This is a genomic window from Saccharomonospora sp. CUA-673, from assembly GCF_001942305.1.
Taxonomy (GTDB): Bacteria; Actinomycetota; Actinomycetes; order Mycobacteriales; family Pseudonocardiaceae; genus Prauserella.
The window spans coordinates 74,207-86,578 of sequence record NZ_MKKE01000002.1; the positions used below are offsets into that span (position 1 = coordinate 74,207).

At 71.0% G+C, this 12,372-nt stretch carries 9 protein-coding genes; 3 read left to right on the top strand and 6 right to left on the bottom strand.

Annotation, left to right across the window (positions count from 1 at the left end):
* Nucleotides 1-29 precede the first annotated feature (29 nt).
* From BJF85_RS01245 to BJF85_RS01255, 3 genes are all read left to right on the top strand, one after another.
* Nucleotides 30-2,366 carry a molybdopterin cofactor-binding domain-containing protein gene (locus tag BJF85_RS01245; protein WP_369822044.1) on the top strand — a complete coding sequence of 779 codons (2,337 nt, stop codon included), beginning with the start codon at nucleotides 30-32 and terminating at the stop codon, nucleotides 2,364-2,366.
* Complete coding sequence (locus BJF85_RS01250) at nucleotides 2,359-2,853, top strand: (2Fe-2S)-binding protein (protein ID WP_075845389.1); 495 nt, start codon at nucleotides 2,359-2,361, stop codon at nucleotides 2,851-2,853. The genes BJF85_RS01245 and BJF85_RS01250 overlap by 8 nt, the downstream gene beginning before the upstream one ends.
* A gap of 68 nt (nucleotides 2,854-2,921) precedes the next feature.
* Nucleotides 2,922-3,527 (top strand): TetR/AcrR family transcriptional regulator, encoded by a 606-nt coding sequence (locus tag BJF85_RS01255; RefSeq protein ID WP_075845390.1) that lies wholly within the window; start codon nucleotides 2,922-2,924, stop codon nucleotides 3,525-3,527.
* 133 nt (nucleotides 3,528-3,660) lie between these two features.
* Here the strand turns inward: BJF85_RS01255 and BJF85_RS28635 are convergent, their stop codons facing one another.
* From BJF85_RS28635 to BJF85_RS01280, 6 genes are all read right to left on the bottom strand, one after another.
* Nucleotides 3,661-3,828 carry a hypothetical protein gene (locus tag BJF85_RS28635; protein ID WP_222844410.1) on the bottom strand — a complete coding sequence of 56 codons (168 nt, stop codon included), beginning with the start codon at nucleotides 3,826-3,828 and terminating at the stop codon, nucleotides 3,661-3,663.
* A 5-nt stretch (nucleotides 3,829-3,833) separates the two neighbouring features.
* Nucleotides 3,834-6,005: an MMPL family transporter gene (locus BJF85_RS01260; RefSeq protein ID WP_222844411.1), complete on the bottom strand. Its 2,172-nt coding sequence runs from the start codon at nucleotides 6,003-6,005 to the stop codon at nucleotides 3,834-3,836.
* 296 nt (nucleotides 6,006-6,301) lie between these two features.
* Nucleotides 6,302-7,330 carry an electron transfer flavoprotein subunit alpha/FixB family protein gene (locus BJF85_RS01265; protein WP_075845450.1) on the bottom strand — a complete coding sequence of 343 codons (1,029 nt, stop codon included), beginning with the start codon at nucleotides 7,328-7,330 and terminating at the stop codon, nucleotides 6,302-6,304.
* 5 nt (nucleotides 7,331-7,335) lie between these two features.
* On the bottom strand, nucleotides 7,336-8,124 hold the full coding sequence (locus BJF85_RS01270; RefSeq protein WP_075845391.1) for an electron transfer flavoprotein subunit alpha: 789 nt from the start codon (nucleotides 8,122-8,124) through the stop codon (nucleotides 7,336-7,338).
* Between the two features lie 29 nt (nucleotides 8,125-8,153).
* Nucleotides 8,154-10,604, bottom strand: coding sequence for an FAD-dependent oxidoreductase (locus tag BJF85_RS01275; protein WP_369822046.1), 2,451 nt, complete (start codon nucleotides 10,602-10,604; stop codon nucleotides 8,154-8,156).
* A 76-nt stretch (nucleotides 10,605-10,680) separates the two neighbouring features.
* Nucleotides 10,681-12,372: a formate--tetrahydrofolate ligase gene (locus tag BJF85_RS01280; protein WP_075845392.1), complete on the bottom strand. Its 1,692-nt coding sequence runs from the start codon at nucleotides 12,370-12,372 to the stop codon at nucleotides 10,681-10,683.

Below are 12,372 nucleotides of genomic sequence, written 5' to 3' on the forward strand. Positions count from 1 at the left end.
GTGTCACCCGCGCAAAGGAGCGTGCATCCGTGACCACTTCGGACACCCGGCTCACGGTCGATCGGCGCCGGTTCATGGGCTACCTGCTCGGCGGCGCCACCGTGGTGGCCGCGGCCGATCTGGGCCTGTTCCGTGGGACCGCCGAGGCGCAGGTCCCGAGCCCGCCGCAGGTCCCCGAGATCGCCGACCTCAGCGATCTGCTCACCCTCGCCGCGGCGCCGACCTCGCAGCTGATCACCGTCACCATCAACGAGGACGGCACGGCGTCGTTCGCCCTCCCCCGCGCCGAGGTCGGCCAGGGCATCACCACCGCCGCCGCCATGATCATCGCCGAGGAGCTCGACCTGCCGGTCGAGAAGGTGCACGTCACGCTCGCCCCGGCGCGGCCCGAGCTGCTGTTCAACCAGATCACCGGTGGCTCCAACACGATCCACGCGATGTACACGCCCATCCGCGTGGCCGCGGCCATCGCGAAGGGGGCCCTGCTGCAGGCGGCGGCGACCCTGCTCGGCGACAGCGCCGACAAGCTCACCTCGCACCTCGGCCAGATCCTCGCGCCGGACGGGCGCCGGTTCGACTACGGCCAACTCGCGGCGATGGCCGCCAAGGACCGGCCGGAGGCGGTCGAGGTCGAGCTCAAGGACGAGGGCTCGCACGCCGTCGTGGGCACGCCGGTCAACCGGATCGACGCGCTCGAGGCCGTCACCGGCACCAAGACGTTCACGACCGACCTGGACGTCCCGAACGCGCTGCCGACGATGATCTGCCGCGCGCCGACGCTCAACGGCACCCCGCAGTCCGTGCGAAACCAGGCGCAGGTCGAGTCGATGCCCGGCGTGACGCACGTGGCGCTCGTCCCCACCGGCGTCGCCGTGCGCGCCGCGACGTTCGGCCAGTGCATCGACGCCGTCCGCGCGCTCGACGTGGCGTGGAACGACGGACCGGTCGCCGGACTGTCCGATGACGACATCCTCGCCAACGTTCGCACCGCCGAGAAGGTCATCCCCACGCTGCCCGGTGCCCCTGGCGCCGAGACCGTCGAGGGCGACTTCGTCTTCTGGTTCCGCAGCAACTCCCCGTTGGACACCAACAGCGCCATCGCCGACGTACGCGACGGGCGCGCCGAGATCTGGGCCAGCCTGAAGAACCCGAACGTCGCCCAGGGGTTGATCGCCGAGAAGATCGGCATCCCGCTCGACAACGTCGAGGTCCACGTCGTGCAGGGCGGCGGTTCGTTCGGCCGGCGGCTGTACGGCGACTACGCCATCGAGGCAGCGCAGGTCAGCAACGCGATGGGTGTGCCGGTCAAGCTGATGTGGCATCGCGCGGACGACTCGCGCGTCGGACGCACCCACCCGCTGGCGACCTCCCGCATCCGGGCGAGCTTCGTCGGCGGGAAGGTGCTGGGTCTGCAACAACAGCACACCAGCGTCGAGACGGACTTCCGGCACGGGCTCGGCGACATCATCACCGCCAAGGCCGCCGACCTGCCCGCCGGTCTCGGGAACATGCCGTTCTCGCAGACCATCTTCCTGCTCACCACGACGATGCCGTACGACTTCGGCGTCGTCGGGCAGACGCTGGTCGAGACCGACACGCGGTTCAACACCGCCGCGATGCGCAACATCTACCAGCCGGACGTGCGCACCGCCGGCGAGCTCATCGTCGACCAGCTGGCCGAGCGTATGGGCAAGGACCCGGTGGAGTTCCGCCTCCAGTTCCTGCGCAACGGCCGCCTGCGGGCCGCGCTGGAGAAGGCCGCCGAGGTCGCCGAGTGGGGCAAGGAGATGCCCGACGGCATGGCGCAGGGCGTCGGGCTGCACGTCGAGTACAAGGGCGTCACCGCCTGCATCGTCGACATCGACTGCCGCCCCGAGACGGTCAACCGCCAGGTGCGCAACGCCGTCACCGGTCCGCGGGTCACGAAGGCGACGATGGTCATCGACTGCGGTAGGCCGATCAACCCGCGCGGTATCGAGGCGCAGATGCACGGCGCCATCAACGACGGCATCGCGATGACCCTCACCAGCAGCCTCCACCTGCGCGACGGGCACTTCGAGGAGGCCAGTTGGGACAACTACTTCTACACCCGGCAGTGGAACACGCGCCGGAGGTCGAGGTGGTCGTGCTCGAGTCCACCGAACCGCCCGGTGGCGTCGGTGAGGCCGGCGTCGCCTCGGCCGCGGCGGCCGCCGCGTGCGCCTACGCCCGGGCCACCGGAACCATGCGACCGAGTTCCCGATCAACCACCAGACGTTGTCGTTCGAGCCGAAACCGCGGACGCCCCCGGTGCCGGAGTCCCCGACCGACGGTCTCGACCACACCCTCTGACGCGCATCTACGGAAAGCGGAGCGACAATGCCTGAACAGACATTCCTCGTCAACGGTGAGCGGGTGACGGTCGACGTCGAGGACGACGTGCGCGTGCTGTGGGTGCTGCGCGACCTGCTCGGCGTGAAGGGCCCGAAGTACGGCTGCGGAATCAACGTGTGCAAGGCGTGCACGTCCCACATCAACGGCAAGGCGTTCAACCCGTGCGCCGTGCCCGTGGGCGCACTGTCCGATTCGGACGAGATCACCACGATCGAGGGCCTGCCCGATCAGGTCGACGAGGGTGCGCGCGGACCGCACGGACTGCACCCGATGCAGGAGGCGTGGCTCGACCGCGACGTCGCCCAGTGCGGCTACTGCCAGCCCGGCCAGATCATGAAGGCCGTCGCGCTCGTCCGGAAGGCGCGGGAGGAGGGCCGCACGATCACCGACGCCGACCTCGACGGCATCCGCAACATCTGCCGCTGCGGCACCTACACCCGGATCCGCGAGGCGATCCGCGAGGGCGAGAAGCAGATGTGACGCGGCCTGCTCGCCGCCCTCGCGCGTGACCGGGTCGCAGCTCCGAGCGGGTACAGTACGACCCCGCCATGACTGAGCACAGCGACCCGGCACGCGCGACCCGGCGCAGCGGTGAGGAACTCCGCGAGGCGATCCTCGACGCCGTGCGCGAGGAACTGTTCGAACGCGGCTACGCCGGCCTGACGTTCGACGGCGTCGCGCATCGTGCCCACACGAGCAAACCGGTGATCTACCGCCGGTACACCAGCCGTGCCCAGATGGTCATCGACGCCCTCATCCGCTCGGCGCCGGCCGACCTGCCGGCCGAGACGACCGGCACCCTGCGCGGTGACCTGCTGGCACTGGGCACGGCGTTGGCCGGGCGGTTCGAGCAGCTCGGCATCCACACGATCCGCAGGTTGATCGCCGAGATCGACGACGACCTGCTGCCGCAGATGGCCGAGCTCGCCTCCGCGCCGGCGGAGAAGACGTTGCTGCGTGCCCTCAGCGACGCGCGCGCCCGCGGTGAGCTTCCGCCGGAGCCGTTGCCGCAACGCGTGGCGATGCTGCCGTTGGCGTTGCTCAGCCACGACATGCTCTTCCACGGCCATCTCGACGACGCCGGGGTGCTCGACATCGTCGACACGATCTGCCTGCCGATGTTCGCCCACCACGGCTACAAACCCGCCGAGTAACCCCACCGAAAGAGCTCCCGAGGGCCCCATGGTCGCGTGGAATCGAACACTGCCACGCGGAGCGTGTCCGTTTGGGTGGCGGTGGGAGACGGGTGGGAGCGACCAAAGGGCCCTCGGGAGCATCACGACGGGGTCAGACGCGGGCGGGTTCCTTGTCCGCGTCGGCGTAGCGGGTCGACATCTCCGGACGCTCGAGCTTCTCGCCCTCGACGTCGACGTGCGGGACGATCTTGTCCAGCCAGTTCGGCATCGCCCACGCCTTGTCCTTCATGAGGTACATCAGCGACGGGATGAGCAGCATGCGGATCACGAAGCGTCGAACACGACGGCCACCGCGAGCGCGAAGCCCATGGACTTGATGATCACGTCGTCCATCAGGATGAAGCCCGCGAACACCGAGGTCATGATCAACGCCGCGGCGGTGACGACCCGCGCCGAGTTCCGGAAGCCCTCGACGATCGCCTGCTTGTAGTCGGCACCGTGCACGTGGGCCTCGCGGATGCGGGTCACCAGGAACACCTGGTAATCCATCGCCAGCCCGAACACCACGCCGACCAGCAGGATCGGCATGAAGCTGACGATGGGTCCGCCCTCGAAGATCCCGAACCAACCCTCCTGGAACAGCGCGACCGTCACGCCGAGCGTGGCGAGCACCGACAGCAGGAAGCCCAGGGTCGCGGTCAACGGCACCAGCAATGAGCGGAACACCATCACCAGCAGGACGAACGCCAGTCCGACGACGATCGCCAGGTAGGGCACGAGTGCCTCGTTCAGTTGCTGCGAGATGTCGGCCATGATCGCGACGGTGCCCGTGATGCCGAGGTCCACGCCGGTGCGGTTCTCGAACGCCGCCTCCTCGGCCCGCAGGCTGTCCAGCAGGTCCTGGGTGCGCGGATCCTCGGGTCCGTACTGGGGTTGCAGCAGGATCATCGTGCCGCGGTCGTTGCCGGGGGTCGGCACGATGTGCTCGACGCCGTCCTGTTCGGCGGCCCACTGCTGGGCCTCCTGGTAGGCGGCCTGCTGGGCCTGCGGGTCGTCGGCGATGCCGCGGGCGTCGACGACGAGCATCAGCGGGTCGAGCTTGCCCGCGCCGAAGCCCTGGGTCACCAGTTCGGCGGCCTCTCGGCGCGAGGAGTCGTCGGGCGCCGTCGAGTCGCTCGGCATGCCGAGCCGCAGGTCCTTGAACGGGATGGCCAGCACACCGAGCGCCACGATCACCAGCAACGTCCAGGCGAGCGGCTTCTTGCCGATGAAGTGGGCCCAGCGGACGCCGTTGTTGACGACCCGGCCCTCCTCGTCACGCTTCGGCCGGTACTTGCGGAACGTCAGGCCGAACGTCTTGCCCTTGAGCATGCCGACGACCGCGGGCAGCAGCGTCAGCGCGACGAGCACGGCGATCGACACGGTGGCCGCGGCGGCCAGGCCCATCGCGCTGAGGAACGGGATGCCCACGACGCTCAACGCCGCCAGGGCGATGATCACCGTCAGGCCCGCGAACACCACGGCCGAACCGGCGGTGCCGACGGCGATGCCGAGCGCGGTGGCCTGGTCGTCGGTGTGCTCGAGTTCGCTGCGGTAGCGCGCGAGGATGAACAGCGCGTAGTCGATGCCCACTGCGAGACCGATCATCGTCGCGAGGATCGGCGTCGTGGAGGTGATGTCGTCGCTGAACACCGTCATCGCGGAGATGCCGAGCGTGCCGAGACCGACACCCACGCCGGCGGTGACGACCGGCATGCCCGCCGACACCAGCGAGCCGAACGTCAGGCCCAGGATGATCAGCGCCATGAAGATGCCGATGATCTCGGCGGTGCTGTCGAACTCCATGACCTGCATGCCCTGGCCACGGACCTCCATCTGCAGGTCCGAGTTCGCCGAGTGCTCCTCGACGGTGGCCAGGATGTTCTCCTGGGTGGCCGGGTCGACGTCGGCGACCTGCTCGACGTCCAGCGCGAAGTCGATCAGGCCGGTGCGGCCGTCCTCGGAGACCGGCGACGACGCCGCCAGCTGGGGCCGCACCTGCTCGAGCGCGGCCTCCTCCTGGAACGGCTGCCCCTGGGCCTCGGCCTGCTGCCGTGCCTGCTCGACGGCCTGCTGTTCGAGGCCCGCGGCCATCTGCACCGGGCCGACGATGTCCTGCTCGCCCTGCGGCACGGTCTCGATGCCCCGCAGGTCGTCGATCAACGCGTCGATCGCCTGCATGTTCTCGGGCGCGGCGAGCTGCTCCCCCTCGGGAGCCTGCACGACCACCTGCACGCTCGCCTCATCGGTCGGCGAACCCTCGCCGTCCATGATCTCGGGCAACGTCTCGGCCGCCTCGACGGACTCGATGCCCGGGATCGTGAACTGATCCGACATCGGCTCCGACTGGGTGAGCGAGAACGTGCCGACACCGCCGAGGACGACGAGCCAGACGATCAGAAACAGCGGCCACCGTCGGTAGGCGGACCTGCCGAGGCGGAAGAGAAGTTTTGCCATGCGCGGATTCGGCTCCTGGATACGTGACGGACTCTTGCTCGTGTCGCAGGTCGCCGGCGCCGTTGCCGACACGATCGTCCCGAGACCCGTAGTGGACACGGCGCTGCCGGCTCACCCCGTGCATGCGGCGATGGCACGCAGTCCCGCCTCGGTCGAAACACCCCTCCGTAAGATACGAGCCGTATCTTACGGTCTGTCGTCACTGTACATGACCCGAAGGGGCCACGTTCGGCCCTGTCGGAGGCTGTGCGTGACGAGGCGCTCACCTGCCGACACTCGGACGTGGGGCCGCGCCATCAGGCCGAGTGAGGGGTCTCCAGCAGTCCGTCACTCGCCGCCCGTCGGCGGCGGCCGAGTTCGGCGAGGAGCGCGGGGACGACCTCGTGCACGTCCCCGATCACGGAGTACGTCGCGCGCTGCATCATCGGCGCCTCCGGGTCGGTGTTGACGGCCAGGATCACGGCCGCGTCCATGCAGCCCACCCAGTGCTGGGTGGCCCCGCTGATGCCGCAGGCGATGTAGAGCTCGGGCGCGATCTTCGTGCCCGTCAGCCCCACCTGGTCGCGGTGCGGTCGCCACCCGTTGCTCGTGGCGACCCGCGAGCAGCCGACGACACCGCCGAGCGCGTCGGCGAGCTCCTCCAGCGCCGCGAAACCTTCCGCGCTGCCGACCCCACGGCCGCCCGAGACGACGACGGGTGCGGTGGCCAGCGACAGTCCCCGCTCGCTCGAGGCCCGTTCGACGAGACGCACCCGCATGTCGTCGGCCGGGAGCTCCGGTGCGAACTCGACGACCTCGCACTCGCCGGCTGCGGCGGGCGCCGCGGGCGGTGCCGGCGTGACGGTGCATCCGGGGCCGAGGGTCGCCATCGGCACGTCGGCGACGAGTTCGGCGTCCTCGAGCAGCACTCCCCCGCTGCGGGTCCGCGTCACCCGCCACATCCGGTCCCCCGCGTCGATCGCGACGCAGTTCGTCGCGAGCGGCGCGCCGGTCCGCGCCGCGGTGTGCGTGAGCACCTCGGCCGCCCGCCCACCGGCCATGGCCAGCACCGCGGACGGGCGGACCCGCTCGATCAGCTCCACGACGACCGCCGCCCACGCACCCGGCCCCCAGTCCGCGAGCTCGCCGCCGCGGGGCACGTACATCCGGTCCACACCGGACACTCCGACATCGGACAGGGCGACCCCGGACAGGGCCGCATCGGACGGTCCCGCACCCCCGGTCGGCTCCCCGCCGATACGCAGCGCCGCGACCCGGGTGTCGAGTGTGCGGGCGAGGGCCGCCAGTTCGGGCGCGGTCGCGAGGTCGTCGATCAGGATCAACATCGTCGTCACACCTTTCCGAGCCGGGCCAGCACGTCGACGACGGCGGGCGCGGCGTCGGCGCCCCGGCCCAGCGGGATCGCCGACGCACGCCGGTCCTCGGGCATGCGCAGCCCGACGGTCCGCAGACCGTGCGAGCGCACCGCCGCCGGGTCGGGGTGCACCGTCCGCAGTTCGGCCTTCTTGGCCTTCAGCCGCCCCGGCAACGTCGGATACCGCGGCAGGTTCAGTCCTTCCTTGACGGCGATCACCGCGGGTGCGTCGAGGCCGAACACCTCGACTCCCCCGTCGGCCTCCCGGCTCGCGCGCACGCGCAGGCCACCGGAGCCGGCCGGGGCCACGTCCAGGCCCTTGATGCCGCCGATGGCGGGCAGGCCGAGCGCCGTGGCCAGACGGATGCCGACCTGGCCGTGTCCGGCGTCGGCGGACGAATCGCCGACCAGCACCAGATCCGGTGCCGGTTCGTCGGCCAGTCCCTGCCGCAGCGCGTCGGCCGTCTCCTGCGGGTCGGACTCGGTGTCGCCCGCCCCGACCGCGGCGTCGACGAGCACCGCCCGGTCGGCCCCCATCGCCAGGGCGTACCGGAGCTGTTCGGCGGCGTCCGGCGGGCCGACCGTGACGACGGTGACGGTGCCGCCGTACGCGGCGACCAGCCGAACGGCCTCCTCGATCGCGCACTCCTCGTGCGGGCCGATGGTGAACCCGAGGTGGCGGGTGTCGACGGCCAGGCCGTCGTCGGTCAGGGGCACCTGCGCCCCCAGGGCGGGCACCCGCTTCACACAGACCACGATGTGCACGGCGCCTCCTTCCGGTCCCGCCGGGGACCTCACGCCTTCATGCGCGTGTCGTCCGGGTCGAACAACGGCCTCCTGCCGACGCGGGCGACCGTCACCGGATACCGCTCGGCCATGTACTCCACCTGCAGCGCAGTGCCCTCGACGGCGTGCTCGGCGGGCAGGTAGGCCATCAGCAGGTACGCGCCGAGCGAGGGCGCCCCGCCCGCGCTGGTGACGAACGAACCCCGTCCCTTGCGGTCGACGATCCGCCGGCCGTCGCGGGTGAGGATCGGTTCGCCGCCCTGCGGGTACCGCGCGATACCCGCCGCCGACGTGTGGTCGTCGACGGTGAGGGTGCACAGGGTCGCGGCCGGGTCGGTCTCCCGCGCGGCGAGGTAGGCGTCCTTCCCGATGAAGTCGGCCGCCTTGACCTTCGGCAACGCCAGTCCTGCCTCGACCGGGTTGTACTCGCCGTCGAGTTCGGCGCCCATCAGCCGGTAGCCCTTCTCGAGGCGGCCGGTCGTGCCGTAGACGCCGATGCCCGCCGGGACGAGCCCGTGTGGTGCGCCCGCCTCGGCGATCGCGTCCCACAGTGCCTGTCCGTGCTCGAACGCCGTGTGCAGTTCCCAGCCGAGGTCGCCGACGTACGACACGCGCAGGGCCAGCACGGGGATCCCGGCGACCGTGATGTCGCGGGCCGTGCCGAACGGCAGCGCCGCGTCGGACACGTCGTCCCCGGTCGTCGCCGCGAGGATGTCCCGTGCCCGCGGACCCCACAGACCCAGCGTGCACACCGCCGAGGTGACGTCCACCAACGACACCGAGCCGTCGGCGGGCAGGTTGCTCTCGAACCAGAACCGGTCGCGGGCGCCGTCCGCGCCGCCGGTGATCACGCGGAAGCGGTCCTCGGCCAGCCGGACGACGGTCAGGTCGCTGCGGAAGCCGCCGCCCGGGGCCAGCACCGGGGTGTAGCAGAGCCGGCCGACCGGACGGTCGATCTGCGCCATCGTCATCCGCTGCAGGTAGTCGAGCGCGCCGGGTCCGCGCACGTCGAACTGTGCGAACGCCGTCAGGTCGATCATGGCCGCGCGCTCGCGCATCGCGAGATGCTCGGCGTCGATGATGGGCGACCACCAGCGGGCGTCCCATTCGTGCGGCCGGTCCGGGATCCGGTCGGCGAACTCGTCGAGCAGCCCGCGGTTGGACTCGTACCAGTGCGGCCGTTCCCACCCGCCGACCTCGAAGAACATCGCGTCCCGATCCCGTTCCCTCGCGTGGAACGGCGAGAGCCGGCGGCCGCGACCGGATTCCCACTGCTCACGCGGATGCACGATGCCGTAGGTCTTGTTGAATCCCTCGAGCGCGCGGGCGCGCACGTGCTCGCGCGTGCGCTGGTGCGGGTAGAAACGGGCGATGTCCGCGCCGTGCAGGTCGATCTCGGTGTCGCCGTGGGTCATCCACTCGGCGAGCATCCGTCCGACGCCGGGGCCTTCCTTGATCCACACCGCCGCGGCCGACCACAGGCCGTCGACCTCGGGCGACGGTCCCAGCACCGGCGCGCCGTCCGGGGTCATCGACAGCAGGCCGTTGATCGCGTGCCGCACGCCCGCGTCGGGCCGGTCGAGGATGCTGCCGAACAGTTCCAGTGCCTGTTCGAGCTGCGGGTCGAAGTCGTCGGACGTGAACGGCAGCTGGGTCGGCGACAGGGCGGCCGCCGCGATCGACGGGATCTCGTCGGGCTCGTGCAGGATCGGCCGGTGGGCGTACGAGCCGATCTCCAGGTCGGCGCCGCTCTGCCGCTCGTACATGAGCGCGTCCATGTCCCGGACGATCGGATAGGCGATCGCGGTGCCCGTCGACTCGAACTCCGGGATCGGGCCCACGTCCATCATCTGGTGCACCGCGGGCGTCAACGGGATCGACGCACCGGCCAGCCGGGCGATCCGCGGGCTCCACACCCCGCACGCCACGACGACGATCGGCGTCTCGATGTCGCCCGCCGTCGTGCACACCGACTCGATCCGGCCGCCGCGGGTGCGGATGTCGGTGACCTCGGTGCCGGCCGACACGGTCAGCGCGCCCTGCGCGATCGCCTGTTCCCGCATCAGCGCACCGGCTTGCAGCGGGTCGACGACGGCGACGGACGGCGTCCAGAACCCGGCCAGCAGGATGTCCGGATCGACGAACGGGACGAGCTCGGCGACGCGGCGCGGCTCGATCAGCTCGGACGGGATGCCCCACGCCTCGGCCGAGGCCATCCGCCGTTTCAGCTCCTCGACCCGCGCCGGTTCGCGCGCCACCTCGACGCCGCCGCACGTGATGAGGGTGCCCAGTTTCTCGTACTGGCGCATCGAATCGGTCGTCAGCGCGGTGATCTCCCGCGAGTGGTCGACAGGGAAGACGAAATTGGACGCGTGCCCGGTCGACCGCCCGGATCGGGCAGCGGACCCTTCTCCACCAGGACGATGTTGCGCCACCCCGCCTCGGCGAGGTGGTGGCACACGGAGTTGCCGACGATGCCGGCTCCGATCACGACGACGTCGGCTCGCTGCGGCATGGTCATCTCGATCACTTCCTCTACGACAGCCCCACGACCTGGCCTGCCTCGTCGATGTCGATGTGCTCGGCCGCGGGCCGCGACGACAGGCCCGGCATGGTGCGCATGTCGCCGCAGATCGGGTAGACGAACCCGGCCCCGGCCGACAACCGGATCTCCCGGACCGGCAACCGCCAGCCCTCCGGGGCGCCCTTGCGCGACGGATCGTCCGACAACGACAGGTGCGTCTTGGCCACGCACACGGGAAGCCGGCCGAATCCCTGGCGCTCGTAGGTCTCCAACTGCGTGCGTGCGGTCCGGCTCAGGTCGATGCCGTCCGCGCCGTACATCCGCCGGGCCACGACGTCGATCTTGTCGGCCAGCGGCAGGTCGTCGGCGTACAGCGGGGTGTACTCGCTCGGCGTGCGGCACGCCTCGACCACGGCCTCGGCCAGTTCGGCCGCCCCTTTGCCGCCTTTCGCCACGTGCGTCGCGACGACCGCGCGCACGCCCTCCGACGCCGCGACGTCCACAATGGCCTGTTTCTCGCTCTCGTGGTCGCCGGGGAAGGCGTTGACCGCCACGACGGGTGTCACCCCGTGGGCGCGGACGTTGGCGATCTGCCGGCGCAGGTTCGCCGCGCCGAGCCACACGTCGTCCGGGTTCTCGGCGAGCATCTCCTCGGGCAGCGGCCGGCCCGCCACCACGCGGTACCGGCCGGTGTGCGCCTTGAGCCCCCGCACGGTCGCCACGATGACGGCGGCGTCGGGGGTCAGGCCGGACGCGCGGCACTTGATGTTGAAGAACCGTTCGGCACCCATGTCGGCGCCGAATCCGGCCTCGGTCACGAGGTAATCGCCGCCGTGGATGCCGATCAGGTCGGCGACCACGGACGAGTTCCCGTGCGCGATGTTGCCGAACGGTCCACAGTGCACCAGGGCGGGCGTCTGCTCCGTGGTCTGCAGCAGGTTCGGCTGCAGCGCGTCGCGCAGCTGCACGCACATGGCCCCGGCCGCGTGCAGGTCCTCCGCCGTCACGGGGTTGCCCGCCCGGTCCTCGGCGACGACGATCCGGCCGAGCCGCGCCCGCAGGTCCGGCAGGGAGCGGGCGAGGGCCAGCACCGCCATCACCTCGCTGGCGGCGGTGATGTCGAAACCGGTCTGCCGCGGGATGCCGTCCTGCCTGCCGCCCAGTCCCGTGACGATCTGCCGCAGGTCCCGGTCGTTGACGTCCAGGACCCGCCGCCACGCGATCTGCAGCGGGTCGATGTCGAGGGCGTTGCCCTTGTGCAGGTGGTTGTCGACCATCGCGGCCAGCAGGTTGTGGGCCGAGGTCACCGCGTGCAGGTCCCCGGTGAGGTGCAGGTTGACGGCCTCCATCGGCACCACCTGGGCGTAGCCGCCGCCTGCCGCGCCGCCCTTGATGCCGAACGTCGGCCCCATCGACGCCTGCCGCACCGCGATCACGCCGCGTTTGCCGATGTGCCCGAACGCCTGGCCCAGCCCGACCGTCGTCGTGGTCTTGCCCTCACCGAGCGGGGTCGGGGTGATGGACGTGACGACGACGTACTTCGCGCGCGGACGATCGGCCAGTGCCTCGATCGCGTCCAGCGAGATCTTGCCGGCCGCCCGGCCGTACGGCTCGAACAGTTCCGGCGGAATTCCCATGTCCGCGGCGACATCCGGTAACGGCTTGCGGACCGCGGCCCGCGAGATCTCCAGATCCGTCGGCAT

Bases quoted from the DNA above. Each gene is read 5' to 3' on its own strand.
- BJF85_RS01250 (WP_075845389.1), top strand. From the start codon at position 2,359: ATGCCTGAACAGACATTCCTCGTCAACGGTGAGCGGGTGACGGTCGAC.
- BJF85_RS01255 (WP_075845390.1), top strand. From the start codon at position 2,922: ATGACTGAGCACAGCGACCCGGCACGCGCGACCCGGCGCAGCGGTGAG.
- BJF85_RS28635 (WP_222844410.1), bottom strand. From the start codon at position 3,828: ATGCTGCTCATCCCGTCGCTGATGTACCTCATGAAGGACAAGGCGTGG.
- BJF85_RS01260 (WP_222844411.1), bottom strand. From the start codon at position 6,005: ATGGCAAAACTTCTCTTCCGCCTCGGCAGGTCCGCCTACCGACGGTGG.
- BJF85_RS01265 (WP_075845450.1), bottom strand. From the start codon at position 7,330: ATGTTGATCCTGATCGACGACCTCGCGACCGCGCCCGAACTGGCGGCC.
- BJF85_RS01280 (WP_075845392.1), bottom strand. From the start codon at position 12,372: ATGCCGACGGATCTGGAGATCTCGCGGGCCGCGGTCCGCAAGCCGTTA.